Source organism: Paraburkholderia phytofirmans, assembly GCF_046028095.1.
Taxonomy (GTDB): Bacteria; Pseudomonadota; Gammaproteobacteria; order Burkholderiales; family Burkholderiaceae; genus Paraburkholderia; species Paraburkholderia phytofirmans_A.
The window spans coordinates 1-16,761 of the sequence record NZ_JAQQDJ010000021.1; the positions used below are offsets into that span (position 1 = coordinate 1).

At 58.4% G+C, this 16,761-nt stretch carries 17 protein-coding genes and 2 pseudogenes; 8 read left to right on the forward strand and 11 right to left on the reverse strand.

Going from position 1 to position 16,761, the window contains the following annotated elements:
- The 5 genes and pseudogenes from PQR54_RS35985 to PQR54_RS36005 all read left to right on the forward strand — a co-directional run.
- Positions 1-302: pseudogene (locus tag PQR54_RS35985) on the forward strand (POTRA domain-containing protein); the annotation flags it as partial.
- 16 nt (positions 303-318) lie between these two features.
- Positions 319-759, forward strand: a complete 441-nt coding sequence (locus tag PQR54_RS35990) for a hypothetical protein (protein ID WP_408254267.1) — start codon at positions 319-321, stop codon at positions 757-759.
- 1,041 nt (positions 760-1,800) lie between these two features.
- The gene (locus PQR54_RS35995; protein ID WP_408254270.1) at positions 1,801-3,858 is read left to right on the forward strand and encodes a hypothetical protein; all 2,058 of its coding nucleotides are present in this window, start codon (positions 1,801-1,803) and stop codon (positions 3,856-3,858) included.
- Between the two features lie 179 nt (positions 3,859-4,037).
- Positions 4,038-4,487, forward strand: coding sequence for a hypothetical protein (locus tag PQR54_RS36000; RefSeq protein WP_408254273.1), 450 nt, complete (start codon positions 4,038-4,040; stop codon positions 4,485-4,487).
- Positions 4,488-5,135: 648 nt separating this feature from the next.
- Positions 5,136-5,426 (forward strand): hypothetical protein, encoded by a 291-nt coding sequence (locus PQR54_RS36005; RefSeq protein WP_408254276.1) that lies wholly within the window; start codon positions 5,136-5,138, stop codon positions 5,424-5,426.
- A gap of 573 nt (positions 5,427-5,999) precedes the next feature.
- On the opposite strand, the gene PQR54_RS36010 is transcribed toward PQR54_RS36005, so the two are convergent.
- On the reverse strand, positions 6,000-6,155 hold the full coding sequence (locus PQR54_RS36010) for a hypothetical protein (RefSeq protein WP_153141799.1): 156 nt from the start codon (positions 6,153-6,155) through the stop codon (positions 6,000-6,002).
- 467 nt (positions 6,156-6,622) lie between these two features.
- On the opposite strand from PQR54_RS36010, the gene PQR54_RS36015 reads away from it, so the two are divergent.
- A complete protein-coding gene (locus tag PQR54_RS36015; protein ID WP_408254279.1) occupies positions 6,623-7,051 on the forward strand; it encodes an Xre family toxin-antitoxin system antitoxin in 429 nt (142 codons plus the stop codon).
- The gene (locus PQR54_RS36020; protein WP_408254282.1) at positions 7,048-7,521 is read left to right on the forward strand and encodes an RES family NAD+ phosphorylase; all 474 of its coding nucleotides are present in this window, start codon (positions 7,048-7,050) and stop codon (positions 7,519-7,521) included. The genes PQR54_RS36015 and PQR54_RS36020 overlap by 4 nt, the downstream gene beginning before the upstream one ends.
- Positions 7,522-8,383: 862 nt before the next feature.
- On the opposite strand, the gene PQR54_RS36025 is transcribed toward PQR54_RS36020, so the two are convergent.
- The 3 genes from PQR54_RS36025 to PQR54_RS36035 all read right to left on the reverse strand — a co-directional run bounded on the left by PQR54_RS36025 (position 8,384) and on the right by PQR54_RS36035 (position 9,929).
- Positions 8,384-8,704, reverse strand: a complete 321-nt coding sequence (locus PQR54_RS36025) for a CcdB family protein (RefSeq protein WP_408254283.1) — start codon at positions 8,702-8,704, stop codon at positions 8,384-8,386.
- A complete protein-coding gene (locus PQR54_RS36030; RefSeq protein ID WP_246279278.1) occupies positions 8,704-8,946 on the reverse strand; it encodes a type II toxin-antitoxin system CcdA family antitoxin in 243 nt (80 codons plus the stop codon). The genes PQR54_RS36025 and PQR54_RS36030 overlap by 1 nt, the downstream gene beginning before the upstream one ends.
- Positions 8,947-9,659: 713 nt before the next feature.
- Positions 9,660-9,929, reverse strand: coding sequence for a DUF1488 family protein (locus PQR54_RS36035; protein ID WP_408254284.1), 270 nt, complete (start codon positions 9,927-9,929; stop codon positions 9,660-9,662).
- Positions 9,930-10,361: 432 nt separating this feature from the next.
- Here PQR54_RS36035 and PQR54_RS36040 point away from each other — a divergent pair.
- Positions 10,362-10,436, forward strand: a pseudogene (locus tag PQR54_RS36040) (IS6 family transposase); the annotation flags it as partial.
- Between the two features lie 390 nt (positions 10,437-10,826).
- On the opposite strand, the gene PQR54_RS36045 reads toward PQR54_RS36040, so the two are convergent.
- The 7 genes from PQR54_RS36045 to PQR54_RS36075 form a co-directional block, all read right to left on the reverse strand.
- Positions 10,827-11,981: an IS110 family RNA-guided transposase gene (locus PQR54_RS36045; RefSeq protein WP_408254287.1), complete on the reverse strand. Its 1,155-nt coding sequence runs from the start codon at positions 11,979-11,981 to the stop codon at positions 10,827-10,829.
- 252 nt (positions 11,982-12,233) lie between these two features.
- Positions 12,234-13,364: an IS110 family RNA-guided transposase gene (locus tag PQR54_RS36050; protein WP_408254290.1), complete on the reverse strand. Its 1,131-nt coding sequence runs from the start codon at positions 13,362-13,364 to the stop codon at positions 12,234-12,236.
- 158 nt (positions 13,365-13,522) lie between these two features.
- Complete coding sequence (locus PQR54_RS36055; protein ID WP_408254293.1) at positions 13,523-13,732, reverse strand: hypothetical protein; 210 nt, start codon at positions 13,730-13,732, stop codon at positions 13,523-13,525.
- 470 nt (positions 13,733-14,202) lie between these two features.
- Entirely contained in the window at positions 14,203-14,517 is a 315-nt protein-coding gene (locus PQR54_RS36060) for a hypothetical protein (RefSeq protein ID WP_408254295.1), read from the reverse strand.
- A 55-nt stretch (positions 14,518-14,572) separates the two neighbouring features.
- Positions 14,573-14,938: a hypothetical protein gene (locus PQR54_RS36065; protein ID WP_408254298.1), complete on the reverse strand. Its 366-nt coding sequence runs from the start codon at positions 14,936-14,938 to the stop codon at positions 14,573-14,575.
- A gap of 41 nt (positions 14,939-14,979) precedes the next feature.
- Entirely contained in the window at positions 14,980-15,174 is a 195-nt protein-coding gene (locus PQR54_RS36070; RefSeq protein WP_046564727.1) for a hypothetical protein, read from the reverse strand.
- On the reverse strand, positions 15,174-15,449 hold the full coding sequence (locus PQR54_RS36075) for a plasmid mobilization protein (protein ID WP_408254301.1): 276 nt from the start codon (positions 15,447-15,449) through the stop codon (positions 15,174-15,176). Before PQR54_RS36075 ends, PQR54_RS36070 begins: the two co-directional genes overlap by 1 nt.
- Positions 15,450-16,761: the final 1,312 nt, after the last annotated feature.

Consider the following 16,761-nt stretch of genomic DNA (forward strand, 5'->3'; position numbering starts at 1 on the left):
ACCAATTACGCTTCGCCGATGCCGCTACAAGTGGCACGTGGAAGTCGGCATTTCCGGCGGGTGGCGGCGATCTGCTCAATCTGCGCGATCTCGAACAGGGACTCGAACAGATGAAGCGCGTCGCCAGTCAGGACGTTGACATGCAGGTCGTGCCGACTGAAACGCCCGGCGAGAGCGACGTGGTGATCGCCGTGAAGCGCACGAAGCCCTGGACAGTCGTCGCTTCGGTTGACAACTCGGGTACGCGTGCCACCGGCAAGCTGCAAGGCAACCTCAGTGTCGGCATCGACAACCCGCTTGGCCACGAATCGTGGCACCGTGGAAGCCGGCAACTTGCTTTCGATCAACGGCGGTAACTACGACAACCAAGGCGCGACGACCCAGTCCAACGGCAACATGCAGTTTTCGCTGGGGGGCACGCTGCTGAATACGACGGGCACGATCTCGGCTGCGGGCAATATCACCATCAATGCCGGCGCTGTGGTCAACGACGGTGTTCAGGGCGGCCTGAGTACGACCACGCAGGTGGTCTCGGCTGCCGACGATCCGACACTGTATGGTTCGATCGTCGTCGGTACGCAGACGATCCAGGGATTTTCTGGTGGGAACGGCGGATCGTTTTACGATGCGACCTTTACAGCCAACGCAAAACTTTCCGATCTTGGGCCAGATCTAGCGAACGGCGTGCTCGACGTGGCGCACAACACGTCGTTGCGAGTATCACGACCACGACCACAACGTTTGGTCAACAAGGGCTGATCGTCGCCGGTCAGGACGTGAATCTGTCGGGCGGCAATCTCGTCAATAGCGGTAACATCTATGCGGGTGGCAACTTCAACGCAGGCGGAACTCAGTCGTTCAGCAACCAGGGGGAACGCCTGACTTCGACGAGCAGTTCGCCCGGCTGCGTGACAGGTGTGTCGAGCAGCGAGTGTGCCGCCGGAATGGGCTATCGAGGCGATAACCCGACGACGACCAGCTTCACCTACGCCCAGCAAAGCGCCACGATTTATGCCGGCAATGACCTCGTTATCGCAGCCGGTCAGGTCAGCAATACGTATGGCAACCTGCTCGCGGGTCACGACATCGTGATCGGCGGCGTAGGCTCGACCGCGAGTTCCACAACGCCTGCGCAAAGCCTGACCAACACGTCGGGCAATATCGTGGCGCGCAGCAATATCACGCTGAACGTGTCGGGCGCGATAACGAACACGTTGCCGCCGCCGGTACCTGTGCATCAGGACTACGGTTCGAAGGAGCAGTATTCGGGTTGTATGACTGCGGGCGGCTACAGCGAAAGCTACTGCGAGGGCTATGTTGATCAGCAGTCGGGCAGTTCCTCGGTGATTAGCGCAGGCAATAATCTTCAGATCAACGCGGGTAGCCTGACCAACATCGGCAGCCTGATCACGGCGGGGAATGCGGCGACGATCGAAGTGGCGGGCCCCGTTGTGAATGAAGCGCAGACGCTCAATGCCTACTGGCACTCGCACTGGGTACAGCAAACCGGCATGTTCAGTCCGGACAAGCGTCACGACATCTGGGCGTGCGGTTCGCCGGCTGAGTGTACAGCGCTGTATGGCAGTGCTTATACGAGTACGGGCGGCACGATCGATCCGCCGCAGCCGGTCGGCAACATTGCGGCCACAATTCAGGCACCGAATCTGACGATTACGTCCGGCGGGCAGATCCAGAATGTCGGCAATGTGATAGGCACCTCGGTCACATTGACCGGCCAGAAGCTGATCAACGGCATCACGACCGCTGACACCTATACACCCCGTGTGAAATACACCCCGTGTGAACGGCCCGTCGCAGGTCATTTCGCTCAGCCCGGTGAATATGCCCGGCATCAGCATCACGCTGCAGCATCGTGTGGGGGGCGCGATCCCGACGGCAGTGGCGGGAACGGCTTCGTATGTCGACAGCTCGCTCGGCCCGTCGACGCTTGGCAACCTGGGCCCGCAGGATCTGCTCAATGCGCTTCCGTCCAATCTTCAGCCGAGTTCCACGCTGTTCTATTACAACCCGCAGGAAGAGGATCTGGTCTTGCAGCAGGCGGCCTTGCAGCAAACAGGCAAGGCGAGTTTTATCGATGGCTTGACGTACGACAGCAAGACCAACACGTCGGTGACAGAGCAGGAAAAAGCAGATCTGTATCAGAACGCGCTCGACTACGCGAGGGCGAAAAACCTCCAATTGGGCGATGCGCTGACGCAGACGCAGGTCAACGCGCTCGACAAACCGATGCTCTGGTACGTGGAGCAAACCGTCCCGGATCCGTCATGCACGGCGACGGGGCCTGCGCTGAATACATGTCCGACGATCACAGCGCTGATGCCAGAGGTTTATCTGCCGACCAACACGAATGCGATGTCTGCGGGCGGCAATATCTCGGGGCAGGACGTCACGCTGAATTTCGGCAAGGGCGGCGGCGGCAGTATTCTCAATACAGGGAGCATTGGCGCTTCCGGTACGCTTACGGTCAACACCGACACGTTGACCAACGAGGCGAATCAGGTCGACATCGGGCAGATCTGGAGCAAGGTCCAAGGTGGTTATCTCGACACGACAGGCACGTTGGTTCAGCCAGGTGGGTTCATGAGTGCGGCGAACATGGATCTCAACCTGCAGACGCTGGACCAGATCGGTGGCGCATTGCAGAAGCTCAATGCGGACGGCACAGTCGATCAGACCGGGACGCAGCAGGTACTCACCGCGCTTCAGTACCAACTCGGCACGAACTTCACCGGGACTGCGGTGAGCGACAATCTGCATCAGTATTTTGTCAAGCAAGGTGGCGGTCTGCCGATAATCGCGACCATCGCCATTGCGATCGTGATCTCGGTGGTGACAGCTGGCGCTGCTGCCGCAGCCGTGGCTGCGATGCAGGCCGAAGCGGCGGTAGCAGCGTTCTCTACGCTTGCGGCTGGAGGTACTTTCGCTGAAGCGGCCGCGGCAGGTGGCATGATGATGAGCGCGACATTCGCAGCGGGAGGCATGGCCAATCTGGCAATCGCCGGCGCAGTCGGCGCTATGGCATCGAGCGCCGTGATGCAAGTCGGAACGACCGGTTCGCTTGATTTTGGGCAGCTTGCATTGTCGGGACTGGCGGGCGCGATTACCGGAGGCGTTGCGGGAGGCTTCGGAGATACCTACGATGCGACACGGCTGCTTGCATCCGGTGCGGCGGGCTGTGCCACTGGCGAGCTGACCGGAGGCGGTTGCTCGAGTGGCGCCGCGGCAAGTCTAGCGGTTGCCGCGCTGCAATGGGCTGGTAACTCAATGCGGGTCAATCAGGTGACATCGTCGGAGCAGTTTAAGGGGATTCAAGACGCAAACACGGGTGACACCGTGACTAACGCGAGCGGACCCAGCGACGGGATTGATGGCGACCATTTCAAGCTGGCCGGGACCCGCGTGGCATTGGATGACGTTAAGCAATATGGAAACGTCAACATGAACAGCGACGGAACAATGACCTTTGAGTCGAACCTCGTCAATCCAGCCACCGATCAGCCTTGGACATTGAAGGACGTGTTGAATAAGGTTGGCGGAGCGACTGGCGGCAACCAGGGGTTGCCTGGTACAGTTAGCGGTATTCCATATGAACCGGGCGGCTTCGTGGACAAACTGATGGAGTCATTTGCTGGACCGCACGATTTCCTGGGCAGCCGGACCGGATATGACGCTTTGGGGAATCTCGCCCACATGAGCGACATGCAGCATACGCTGTTCAATCTACAGACCGACGTGGACATTCCGATCGCGGGCATATTCGCGATTCCTACGTTGTTTAGTCAATACGGGTTGTCGGCCGGAACTTATCTCAGCCAATCCAAAGAGGCGAACAAATGAGGCGGGCGTTCATTTTATGTGGCCTGCTACTGCTCGTGGGGGCAGCAGGATGCGCCCACCATGCAGTTGCACGCGGCGGGTTCCAGACCCAGGCGACAGAGGACCAGGTCGGATGCCCAAATCTGAGCGGAGACTTTGCGGGCACCGGTCGGCTGGTTCATGGAGACTCGACGCAACAGATGGGCGCTCGCCTGCCGGCTGATTTCGTCTTTCCAATCGGAGACCGCGAAGCGTGGAGCGCGATGAGATCGCGATATCGACGCGACGATCATGGGATCATTGTTCCGCCTGACTTTGTTCGAGTCACGCTGTCAGGAAAGTCTCAGTACCTCATTGCGACCTTTTACGGCGATATGGAAATCGGCGCGTACGCATCTCGGAATGCGGGCAAGACGCAGTCAACATGCCGCGATGGGGTGCTGTATCGAACCTACGAAAAGGAACGCACGCGTTCCGACTATGGACCCAATGATGTGACAACGGATGACGCGCTATGGATCGACGCCGTTGGCGACCTCATTTTTCGACGCAATATGAGGGTCGAGTATCACGCACTACTGCTGAATCTTCCCATGGGAACGGGCCATTTCTTCGAGGAGTACAGATTCTCGCGAATTGGCCACCGTTAGTTAGTTTTCGGTCTGACCGGCTGGCAGTGTTTCATCGTTCGCAACCATCGTACAACGTCACCACCCTGTGGCAGTGGCACGCGAGGAAAGATGCGGAGCCTCGACCGATACGTTTGCAACTTCGTTCTGCGATTCGAAACGCATCTGTACCCAAAGCGCTGCACCATGGGTCTTGAGTCACGGGAACCAGCTCAGGTAAACCGCGCGCATAAGTTCATTGACCAGGTGGCCGTTGCCATGTCCGTCGCGGCATGCGATCAGCGGAAGATGACGGGACAGCGACCGTTCACTGGCGGAGGCGCGATCCATCGGCAATAGAAGTGCATTCGTCAGTGGCCTGCGGGCTCGGCCGGGGGGACCTGTTTCGCCTGGAAGACATTTTCTCGACATTGCGACGCCTGGAAGCGATTGATTATAGCGAAGCCATATCAGAGATACGGCCGCGCCGACAATCAAGGGCCGGGTTCGTTGTTGTTAGATGCCTGCCGTGGTCGCCACGACTGTGAACACGGTACGGCGCGTGCCGGCAGGTGTCGAACAAGCTTCGATGGAGGAAACCGCGGAGTGCTCCGATGCGGTCGGAGTCCTGCGGGGCTATGGAGATTGATGGCCGCGGACGGTCGGCCGTGTCGGGGAATGACCGGTTGAATGGGACGCGGGATGTGCGCGGTGTACCTGAGCTGGTATCTGCAGCGCTCTGGTTATGGCAACCGAGCGGTGGAGCAGTTCAAGATCGCCGAATATGCGGTCGAGACCACCTTGGCGCACGCTCATGAGACGGCGGAGTGGCGGCTCGCGTCTGAGGTAATCAGCGCCTTTGAAGCGCTGCTGGCGCTGTATGACGCCCAGCTCGCAAGGGCTCCTCTTCACGAAGTATTCGAAGCGGAGCGGCAGCTGAGGGTTTTTCTGACGGGAACGGACCATTCGCCGATCCCGTAATCGACGTATCGGCAAGCCTTAACAGATTACTATTCGGGCGGAGCACTTGCCGCAGGGGTAGTTGCATTGTTGATTCGGTTGTCGACAAATTTCGGATTCCTACGCATTTTACATAATTAAAGTAATCGATGTTTAGTTCGCGATCCTATCTTTACCAAACCGAAGAGGTTACAGTTTGTGCAGGAGGCTGCTGCACAAATTCCGGATTTGGCCATGCCTTCAGATTACGCAGTGACAATTCGCGCCAGGCGGGGAGGGCTGACTTGCGCTGGATCATAGTGGCGACACGCTCTTCAAGTTTCTGATGATCAAAACGTCGAAGGGGAAGATTGCCTGTCTCACGAGGCCACGATGAAGCGCCTCGAATTGACGATTGGTGACCTGCCAAGGTGTTGGATGCCGTGGACATGGCGGCTGACTGGTCGCTGGAGGAGCCTGAGCAGGCGTCAACTCCATTACCATCGCCTAGTATGTTAATCCGAAATCAGTAGCTTTAACCCGCCAGTTCTCTTCGGAGCCTGGCGGTTTTTTCTTTGCCTGTGGGGCGCGAGCTACATGAGGCGGTGGAGTCGCTCAACCGTTCAGTTGCGATTCGACGTTCAAGACGATCCGTGCGACCGGGTTGTTGTCTGCGGATTGCGGCGCGAACTTGATCTGGGCGAAGGTGACGATACCGAGAGCGACGACGAGGAGTGCTCCAGACGCGGCGATGCGGGTAAGGTATTTCACAGGGACCTCATTTTGATGACGTAGACAAAAACTGGGCGTAGCTGACAGGCGTGTCGACTCACCTTCAGCGGCATGTCGGTCCGCAACCTGGGAACGCCGGACGCGGTCGTCAGATCGCACTTGCCAATCGGACGAGCCTTGTGCAGTGCACTATAACACGACCGGCAAACCGCACTTACCGATCACACGGACTTGTGCAATGCAATATAAATGGTTTATCCGTGTGCCCGGTGCGACATCCTGTCGCGAGCAGATGCTTAATTGCATGAGCGCTTCGTGTACGAAAGAGTTCTTGTAGGCCGTAACGTGCCGTCACGCTATGTGGGCGATTCTCGCAGGCACGGACGATGTCGAGGTGGCCACTTCGACAGTCTCCCCGCTGGACCTCGCCAAATTGAAGATAAGTGTGCTGACGGTATCAATTGCGCTATCATTAGGCATCAACTGATACTTCAGTCGGGAGTTGTATGTCACTAATTACGCCTGAAGCAGTGGCCGCGGTCATGGAACTGCAGCAGGTCCCGCACACGCTCGCGGAACTCGAGGCACTTGTCCGCGACGGCCTGCCCAAGTCCGCGCTGCGCGCGGGCGTCGAACATGCGACGCAGGGTGCTGACGCCAGGCGTGCGCTACTTGCCCGCATCATCCCCGAAGCGACCTATAAGCGGCGTCGCGATCGGCTGACGCCAGACGAATCGGAAAAGACTGAGCGCCTGGCCAGGATCGTCGCGGCGACGGCCTACGTCTGGAACGACGAAGAGGACGCGCGGGAATTCCTGTCGACGCCGCACCCGGAGCTCGAAGGGCGGGCGCCGCTTGATGTTGCGCTGACCGAGCTCGGCGCGCGCCGGGTCGAAGAGCTGCTCTGGAAACTGTTTTATGGGTTGCCGGCGTGAAGTTGTTTCGGATCGCCGACACTCGACACACGGTCTGGAGTGGCACCGGCGCGATGCTGGTGGGTGGCCGCTTCAATAGCCCGGGGCGACCGGTCATCTACGCCGCGTCGACCTTCGCCGGTGCGATGCTCGAGATTCTGGTTCACGCGCGCATCGGCAAGGTACCGAAGACACACGGGTGGGTTGAGGCAGCCGTTCCCGACGATATTCGCGTCGAACGCCATTCGGCCGAATCGTTGCCGGGGGGATGGGATGCGCCAGCACTGCAGGCGGCAAGAGCGTTCGGCGACGCCTGGCTGACCGAGTCGCGTACCGCGCTCCTAATCGTACCTTCAGTGGTCGTCCGTGCAGAGTTCAACGTGCTGGTCAATCCCGCACACCCCGACGCGACGCGGATTGCCGTGACCGAGCCGCAACCCGTGGTGTGGGACGAACGCCTCTTTGTGATGCCGTCGGTCGGACACTCCTAGATCATGATGGTGGTCGGCTAGCCTTGCCTCGGCGCTTTGCTCTCCGAGGGAGATGACCAGGACGTCGCTTCTGGTTTAGTTCGCACTCGCCACTCGCCACTCGCAATGTCCAGTGCAGCGCCGTCCAATATCCTCCTTGTCCTGTTGCCAAAACCGACGCGGCTGTCAGTTTATGTCAATCGCCCTGACCATTTGAGATAACAAAATTTCGCAACTAACCGTCAACCCTCATCGTGCCGCCACCTGAACACCCATGAGCAGTTTTGCACCAAAGGGGCCAGTGGCTTCGCGTCCTTCGCGAAATTGTCCAGCGCAACGATGGCTTCAAACCGCTACGGTTGAGTAATTGCAGCAATGCTCGCGCGACACTTGAGCGGAGGCGCGAATCAATGAACGAAGATGGCTAGTGGGGTGGTCGCAACTCTTGTATCGGATCTGCATACCGCAATCCTCAAAACCGGTAGTGCGGCGGTATCCATGCGCTGGCCCGCGCGTTCGCGCACCTGCTCGTCGTGCGTCTGTTTTGCGCGTCTTCCACCAAACGAAACCGCCGATCACAATGCCTGCTCCAAGAGCGACTGCCAACATTACAAGGGAAACGGCAAACCCGACAACCAGCAGGGCAGCCCCTATCACCAAGGCCAGTACCTCTGCCAGCAAGCTCGGCGGGCCAGGACGCATTGTTACGCCACTTTGCCTGAGCCTCTTTGGTTGCTTGTCCAATTGCATCGCATCTCCACTCGCGGTGTTCCTGGGGGCGGGTCAGCGTGAAAGCGCAACAGCGAAATCGATATTTTGGGGTTCGGGGTTGATTGGCGAATACGACGGCCACCCCTCAAGAACAAAGTCGATTTGTTCGCGGTCAGTATGCGCCGAAAATCCGGTCGAGCGCCGCAAGAATGGCCTCGCGTCGATCCGAAAGGGAGCCAATGCACTTGCCGAGAGCCTTCAACGGTACCGCGCTCATGGCAGGCGTATCAAGGAAACATTCTTCGCCGTGGACTTGGAAAAAGGGGAGCAGATCGGATGGTTTGCCGGAAAAGGCAAGATGTCGGGCAGGTCGCAGGGGAATCACGATGCGCGTCGGCAAAATACCGACGTGAGTGCTTTGTACGTCGAGCAGGTACGGGGCAAGTTTGCGCGTCTCAATGTCGGGGTTGGTGTAGAGATCAAACCGGGCCATTAAAACGTCCTGTATTTTGCGAGCGGAAGCCCGTCGCGATCGACCATCGCCGTGTAGGCGGCGACGAGCTCGGCGTTATCATCGGCCCACCGCCGAGCCTCGGCCTCCTGGATTTCTTCGCGTACACCGCGCTCGCTCGCGCGCGATAGATTTATGCCAAGCTGTTTGGCGCGCTCCAGCACCTCGGGAGGCAAGGTGACGTTGGTCGACTTGCGCGGTCTGACTTCGAGTGCTTTGCCCATGTGCGGCTCCATGTTACATACTATGTGCATTATGCTGCACATAGTCGATGGCTCGCAAGCGAGTTTCCGCATGTCACTGCAGACATGCGCTGCCCGTGGCGTCGCGTGCGACGATCTGTTGCCGGGACTTAGAATTACGCATTTCCGCAAGCCCGCGATCATCGCTTGCTTGCTGGACGACGACTGTCCCAATCTTGGGCGTCTTTTATGGCGGCCAGGACTACGAGACCGCGCTTGGATCCGAAGAGGGATAAGTCAGAGCGGAATCTTGTAAGCGTTATATATAGGTCGTTGCGCAGGCTTGCCGGACGCGGTTGTGCAGCAACCTGCTGCACAATTGCGGTGTGTCCGATCGCTCCAAGACCAAGGATGCAGAGCTTCCATGCTGGTCTGTCGGCGAGATGCTTTGAGCCAGCGGGTCTCAGTAACCGCTGACATTGCAGATCGAAACAATGGCATATTTGCGAGCGGGCATCTTATTCCGGAATATGCGATAGGAAGCAACGGCAAGCGAGTAGGCACAGCGCAGCAGCCATTGTTTTAGGAAATGCAGGAATCACGGGAAGCACGATTCCGTGGGTCGGAGCACGGCATTCCACATTCGCCTGTCGCTAAATTTGACATAAGATAAATTAGCAACATTTGAACGGTCGTGCTTTTTTGTGGATCGGAGACGCATCGCGACGCGACAGTCATCGTCAGCCAACGGTCGGTTACCGGGTCACGAAGTCGTTCACGGTCAGCCGCAGCTGTTCGTCGGGCCGCGCGAGTAACTTTCTTTGTGCGACCGCGACGATGCGGTTGCGACCGCTTTCGAATGTCTTGAGTGTGCGTGCCGCGTCGGCGTCAGGTGGCAGCCAGAAGTGTTCTTCGAGTGCGTCACGTGCAACCGCGGCTTCGACGTCGCGGCCGCGGACCGACAGCATGAACACCACGGCGCGTCCGTCCGGCGAGACGGCGGGCGCGCGATCAAGAACTTCCATGACACACCTCGACGATATCATCCGCGGTCTTTGTATTTGTACTGCGCCGCGCAGCGATTAATTTACCAGAAGTCACAAGCACATCAATCACCAACGACGTAACGATCTGGCGCGCGGCTGCCGCCCGTGGCCGCTTATCACCATAACGCATTTACCTGGATCTTCATCGCCCTGAGCCTTAGTTGCCAAGCGGGTTTTTGTTCTCGGGTGTGGGCGGTTGAAACCGACACTAGACAAGTGGGCTGCAACCGACAGCGCACGATTTGAACTAAAAGGTTCACGAGAAGTGATCGCTTTAATTATGTAAAGTCGACTCCCAAAGGCTTTCTCCAGCGAGCAATCATCATGAACGCCGAAGAACTTTTAAAAATCAGCGGCCATCTCTTGGAAGGGCGGTGTCAGGTTGCTGGTCGTCTCGCGTAAGATGAGGCGATGAAGAAATCGAAATCGCTGTATCACGGTCACCGTTTCCCGGCTGGTGTCATCAGCTGCGCGGTTCGCTGGTACTGATATGACTTTGCGTGTCAATCGCGACATTGGTTTTCAGGTTGTTGGATCGACGTATGAATTTCCTGAGGGCGGCGCAGCAGTAAGTCTCGACGGTGGATCACGCTTCTATGAGCAGGATGTTGTCAAGGACGCTTTTCATTCCTCCCTCCGGTTGATCCTAGGCCGAAGTCGTGGCGCGCGTGAGAGGAACCAGCATCTCACCACCTTCTATCCGCTGGCGCGTTGCCAGCCTTATCCTGCAATGCGTGTTACGCCGGAATCGCTTCCGGGAACCGGCCCCATCTGAGAGCTATTCGGTTGCGTTTGCAACCCAGCGTGATCACGGGCATGTTCACTTCGAACTCGTTTGCTATGTAACTGCCAGACTCCTTCCTGCGAAACCAGGGCTCAAGCTGACTTTAGGTGTGCGCCTTCGGGAATGACCCCGTCTTTCAGATAGCGCCACAACGCAATGGCAAGCCGTCGTGCTACCGCGACGATGGCGATACGTCGCGCGCGTCGGTTCGGTCCGGTGCCCTGTGTGCGCTGGTAAAACCATTTCGCTAATGCGCTGTCAGGCTGGTAGCGCAGCCAGGTCCTGGCGATCTCGACCAGAAGCGCGCGTACCCGCCGGTTTCCCTGTTTGCTGATCCCCTGATCGACCTGACTCTCGCCACTGTCGAAGGGTTGGGGCACCAGTCCGACGCATGCACCGACTTCCCGACGGTTATGGAAGTCCCGCCAGAACAGCTCGAGGGCAAGGCGTGACGCGCCTACTTCGCCAATTCCCTGGAGGCGCGCCAGCGCATCGGAACGCTGGCGCGCGGGCGCTGGTACGTTTGTCTGCCGCGTCTTCTCCAGGACCGCAAGTTGGTGCTTAACGAGTGCCAGCCGTTCGCACTCGCGCAGTAACCGCTCATGCAACTCGCGCGGCAATGGTGCACCGTCATGGCAGTGCACTTCCCCGCGCTCGAGCCGGCCGGCGAAGGTCCGGTCATCGACGGCGTCCCAGCAGCCAATCGTAACCAGCAGCTTGCGCATCCGGTCGCGGTGCTGAAGGATTTCCTTCTGCAGTTGTCCACGCTCGCGCATGAGGTGACGTGTAGCCTCGTCCTCCTGTGACGGCATGTGCACTACGTGCATGCGGTCGCGCTCGCCGCGCAGCCACGCGCGCAAGTTGATGACAAGCTTGATAACGTCGAGGCGGTCGGTCTTCGCGCGCCGCTGATGACGTTCGACCGGAATGCTGGCCGGATCGACGACGTGGCATTCAATGTGTCGGCGCCGCAGCGCGCGACAGATCCAGAACGCGTCCTGCCCGGCTTCATAGCTCACGACGATCCGTACGTCCTCGGGCAACGACCACTTCTCCTTGTGTAACTCAATCAGGTCCAGCGTCGCCTGCAGACGCGCTGCGGCCTGAGGCTGTGGGACCGTGTGCACGGCTGGCTTCTCGCGCCGGCCATCGTGAAGCGCAACTTTCCATTTGGCCGCCGCCAGTTCCAGTGAGACTGCCAGCACTGGTACGTCACCATTACCTGTATATGCCTGATCGGTACGCATGATGTTCTCCTGTGAGCAAACCTCGGCACGCTAATTTTAGGCGTCGGCCTGTCGAGGCCCTCGCTTCATAGGATCTGATATCCGCGGGTTAGGTACCGCATTACAGAGGTCCGTCTCATGAGCCTGCCGCTCTCTTTTGCCGCAAATCGGGAAGATACCCGTTGCGAAGTAGCCCGCGGGTTACTCGAGTACCGGGCTACGCCGCCCTCAGGAAACTCCTTGTATAGTTCACTAACCGTTGCGTCTCGGCTCCTACGCGTATCTCGCATCGCGCGGCACAGCGAGTGCCATCGCGAGCCGGCTGATGTCCCAGATGAAACCTGCCAGCTCCCTGGCCACTGCGACAGCTGCGATGTTGACGTTCTTGCCTCGTAACGAGAGTTTGCGATATCGGCGGCAGAGTCGAAGCTGCGCCTCCCATGCGCGATCAACGATGGCCTTCGGAATGCCTTCATGCCGACGCCGAATGTCGAGGCTCAGCCGAGCTGGGTGCCGGTAACTCCAGGCCGCCTCAATCAGCAACTTTCTTGCATAGCTATTGCCGGTCTTGGTGATGCTTCCCTGACGCCGTTTGTCACCCGACGAGTGTTCCGATGGTGTGACGCCCAACCAGGCAATCAGTTGACGAGGGTGTTCGAAGCGAGCCAACTCACCTACCTCGGCAAGCATGCCAACAGCCGTAGTCAACTGCACTCCGCGCATTGCCTGCAATCCGAGGACTGCAGGATAGAAGCGCCAGCTAACCACGGCGTCCCGCAGGGGCGTCTCAAGACGCATGCACTGTGCTTGCCGATCTTCTATCGTGCGGCGATGTTCCTCAAACGCCATCTGTTGCCATTCACTGCCGAATGAATACCCATGCACCCAGTGTCGGTGAGCTGGCCCCCCGTCAGCCTTGCCGTCGTAGCGTACGCCGTGACAGAGGAGAAATGACTTCAGCCGCTGCCGTGCCTGTTTCAGATCCTCCTTGGCAGAGACCCACGCGCGAGCCAGATCGCGGAATGCCTCGTCCTCGACGCCAGGGACGTACACGGCCGACAGATCACCCGCACGTAATGCGCGAGTCAGCTTGACTGCGTCTCGTCGATCGGTCTTTACCCGTTCGCCCGGTTTCTTTGGAATCAGTGAGGGTGCGCACACCATGCACTCGAACCCTTCGTCGACCAACCTTCGGTACAGGTCGTAGCCGCACGGACCGGCTTCGTAGACGATGCAAACGCGTCGCGCTTTCGATTGCAGGCGCTTGCAGAGCCGATCGATGTCGGTCGTCGTCGTGCCGATCTTGCCCAGCAGTTCGACTTCGCCCATGTCGATCGCATAGGCTGCCGTGATCGACTCCTTGTGGACGTCCAGTCCGACGTACAGCGTGCTATCGTGTTCCATGCTGACCTCCGCGGGAAATCGCCGGGCGTGGCACTGTCAACACCGTGCGGCTCTGGCAGCAATGTTAACCCGACCCAAGGGCGACCACAAACTGCGTGGTGGCTTCCGCTCTGATTACTAGTTTATTTCGCATGGTGTTTTTCCCATTTTCCGTGGCGTCAGTTGTTGCGGCCAGGCATTCTGCGAGCGCGTCGAATAACTGCCTGTGCAAGCTGCTGTTCGGCATCCTCATCGCTCGGCGTTCCGTCACGTTTCGACGCGCCGGAAAACGCACCCGAAATGCGAAAGAGGGAAAGCAGCAACAGCAGTCCTAGCGCAAGCCCGATCGCGATACCCTGCATCGCAAACAAAGAGTGAGTCACGTTCATGTTTACTTTGTGTGGGCACCGTTTTCGGAATTATCTGATTTGAAGCTCGCTAGCTGCTGTTGGACCATGAGCCTTTCGGCCGGCGCAGTCCCCTGTTGCCTGCTACCCGCTGCCGTTCGCTGCATCGTTGGCATACGATGAATGGCAGCGGGCCTTTTCGTATTTTTCTCTCGCCTTCGTCGTTGCGCGGCCCGAGCCACCTTCCCCGTGTTTTGTTACTCGCGTGGCAGCCGCTGCTTCGAGTTCCGCGACGGCAACGGCTTGCCCTCTGCAAGAAGTTTTGCTGTCACTCTCTTCGCGAGGTGCGGCGCCCATCCGTCCCAGTTCGCGTCCCAACAAGGTGTACAGACGGTAATCCCATACGTCGGGATAGCCTTGCCATCGTATCTATGCGGACCAAACTGGAAAGACCTTCCGCAAGCATCGCAATTGAGTAACGCCGGGTCTGGTTCCATTAGCGTCTTTTCCGATCAGTTGAGACCGTGCTCGGCCAGCACAAAATTCAGAGCGGCCGTCGAGTAGTGATCGCTGTATTCAACACTGATTTTTCCGTCTGCTTCGAGCTTGCGTCCTAGTTCGGCCAGGCGCAACATCTGCGGAATCAGCTTGTGCAGCGAGACCATGTTCGTGATCGCGGCATTGATATCTTTCGCGAACTGGTCGAGCGTCTTGGACTTGTCGATTGCAAACGGTGCGGGCCGTTCTACGCCATCCTTCTCAGACTGAAGCGTTTGGCACAGAGCTAGTAATTCGAACCCCCTGTTGATCTCTGCCGTGTGGTTCATATCCTTTTCCTATGCGCGGGACTTGTTTACCTCGTCGCGGCAGAAGCCTCCGCTCTCACTCGTATTTGCTCTTTGATAACGTATCTCTTGCGTCCCGAAGCCGGAAAAGCAGCTTATGCTCTTTTCTCAATTCATCAACCACGCGGTCGCACTCCACCTTTGCGTTCAGCAACCGTTGGTGCTCGCTTTTCTGCTCATCCGTCCACGAGCGAGCAGTTGGAGTACCGGCTGCCATCGCCTCATAGGCGACGTTGCAAGCAACATACGCATCGTCAATCTGCTTTAGTAAAAGCATGCGGTCGTCGGGTGCATAAAATGCATCGACCAGTTTTACAAGAGCAAGCGCATTCAGGGGTCCATGAATCTTATCCGTGGCAACGGATAGGCTTTTCGTCAGAGCCTCCACTTGTTTTTGATCCACTATAAATCCCATTAAATGTAATTCGTGTATCCGCTTTTCCGTTAGCGTGGTAGCTTTTTTGTGTCGCCGCCTGTGCGAATGATGAGTTCTAACGTCGCTTCAAGTCGAATAACCCGCTCCGTCAAGCTCTCAATCTTCGCCTGCTGATCCTTGACCGTGCCGGCAAGCGACACCACCTTGTCATTCATCTTGATAACGGTCGTGAGCGCATCCCACACCTTGTCTGTGACGCCCATCAGTGCTTACCTTCCGTCAACGCCGCAATTCGCCTGTTCGACTCCGCGACGAACGCAAGCGCGTCGTCCAGCGCATCGTTCGCTTCGTTCGTTGACGCATTCACCCGCGCAATCAGCGCATGCATGTCCTGCTCGTCCTCGGACGGTGTGAAGCCCTGCGCCGCTTGGCGCATCAACTCGCTCACGTTAAGCCCGAGACGCTTCGCGGTACTCGCGATCGCCCGCTTTTGAACCGCAGTCACCTGGACAACGATCCGCTCTGTTGCAGTCGCCATTCTCCCACCTCTATGTACATGGACATGATATGTACATTCTAGGCTTGTCCATGACGAAGTCAAGGCGTTTTGAGAGCGGTGGTCATGTGTGGCCACGACCACGACCGTAATATCGACATGGCCGGTGATTTCTTGACCTCGTAACGCCTTTGTCCCAGCGCCCGTTACGAGGAAATTAGCGGTCAACTTTATGGAAACCAAGCGACCTGCCGCTTGACGCCGGCTTTTCTAGGAAAGCCGCACGTGCAGCGCGAAGGATCGACACGGCCGGATCTGCATGTGGCGCAGTTCGGCGGTTTTTGGTTGACGGAATCGCAAGTTCGCCCGGTGGCTAAGTCGTGACGACACGCTATGGCTTTCAACAGCGCAAGGGAGCACAACCATGTTCAGCCAAGCGAGCTGCGAATGCCCGGTCGTCGAGATGCGGGTGACGTTGACCTGCCAGACGTTTGCGCACTCCGGTATCGGGAGTTCAGCCACCTCGGTCCAGCACGATTACAGCTGCTCGCGTGAGAACACCTGCGAGCATCGCGCGACGGCCGCGTGCCGCGTCCGGCAACTGAACGAATAGCGCTGCACACCGCGCCGCAGCCGCGCACGACTCAAGGAGGGCGCGAAAACGCACTCTTCGCTTGCGCAAGCAATTTTGTTGCTATCGTTGTGCGGCGCAGCATTCAGCGGGGTGGCATAGTCAGTGCGGCTTCACCGCAAGTTCCACGTCAACTAAATCAGTTACTACCGTCGGCTCCGGCTGCAACTAAATTTGTAACGCAATTCGCGACCAGCCGTGCCTCGGCAGCACACCAGACGGTGCGGTGGTCGGCGCGACTTCCGTCGGCTTGGCCTCGAACCGGTCAGGAGCCGCTGGGTTGGGGCCCGACCAGTTTTTGACGCCCTGTGTCTCGTCCGCCTTGGCTCAAATGGCCGGTCTGCGGCGAGAAGATTGCGGGCGGCAGTGCCTCATCCCGGCCAAGAGCCGCCCTTCGAGGCCTACATCCAATCTGAATGACGAAGGCCGCGTCCGCCCCCGCTCAATGACCGGTTTCCGGCGAGCGAATTGCCAGTCGTATTGCCTCAACGCGGCCACGAGCCGCCGTTGACAGCACGAGACATTCCGACATTCAAACGTCCGGTCTGCTCAGGCAACCGACTCGGATGCACACGAGTGGCGCTCGGCTTCCTTGGCGAAGTGAGAGCATACGCCGATTATTCGTCGTGACCTTCGCGCAGGGTTTTCTCCAGAGTTCAGCCTAGAACGTTAGACGTGGTCCACAGTGTCGACTTGAAAGTTCGCCCGCGAACGTTCCAAGAC

Bases quoted from the DNA above. Each gene is read 5' to 3' on its own strand.
- PQR54_RS36000 (WP_408254273.1), top strand. From the start codon at position 4,038: ATGGGCGCTCGCCTGCCGGCTGATTTCGTCTTTCCAATCGGAGACCGC.
- PQR54_RS36005 (WP_408254276.1), top strand. From the start codon at position 5,136: ATGGGACGCGGGATGTGCGCGGTGTACCTGAGCTGGTATCTGCAGCGC.
- PQR54_RS36015 (WP_408254279.1), top strand. From the start codon at position 6,623: ATGTCACTAATTACGCCTGAAGCAGTGGCCGCGGTCATGGAACTGCAG.
- PQR54_RS36025 (WP_408254283.1), bottom strand. From the start codon at position 8,704: ATGGCCCGGTTTGATCTCTACACCAACCCCGACATTGAGACGCGCAAA.
- PQR54_RS36030 (WP_246279278.1), bottom strand. From the start codon at position 8,946: ATGGGCAAAGCACTCGAAGTCAGACCGCGCAAGTCGACCAACGTCACC.
- PQR54_RS36035 (WP_408254284.1), bottom strand. From the start codon at position 9,929: ATGGAAGTTCTTGATCGCGCGCCCGCCGTCTCGCCGGACGGACGCGCC.
- PQR54_RS36045 (WP_408254287.1), bottom strand. From the start codon at position 11,981: ATGCGTACCGATCAGGCATATACAGGTAATGGTGACGTACCAGTGCTG.
- PQR54_RS36050 (WP_408254290.1), bottom strand. From the start codon at position 13,364: ATGGAACACGATAGCACGCTGTACGTCGGACTGGACGTCCACAAGGAG.
- PQR54_RS36055 (WP_408254293.1), bottom strand. From the start codon at position 13,732: ATGAACGTGACTCACTCTTTGTTTGCGATGCAGGGTATCGCGATCGGG.
- PQR54_RS36060 (WP_408254295.1), bottom strand. From the start codon at position 14,517: ATGAACCACACGGCAGAGATCAACAGGGGGTTCGAATTACTAGCTCTG.
- PQR54_RS36070 (WP_046564727.1), bottom strand. From the start codon at position 15,174: ATGGGCGTCACAGACAAGGTGTGGGATGCGCTCACGACCGTTATCAAG.
- PQR54_RS36075 (WP_408254301.1), bottom strand. From the start codon at position 15,449: ATGGCGACTGCAACAGAGCGGATCGTTGTCCAGGTGACTGCGGTTCAA.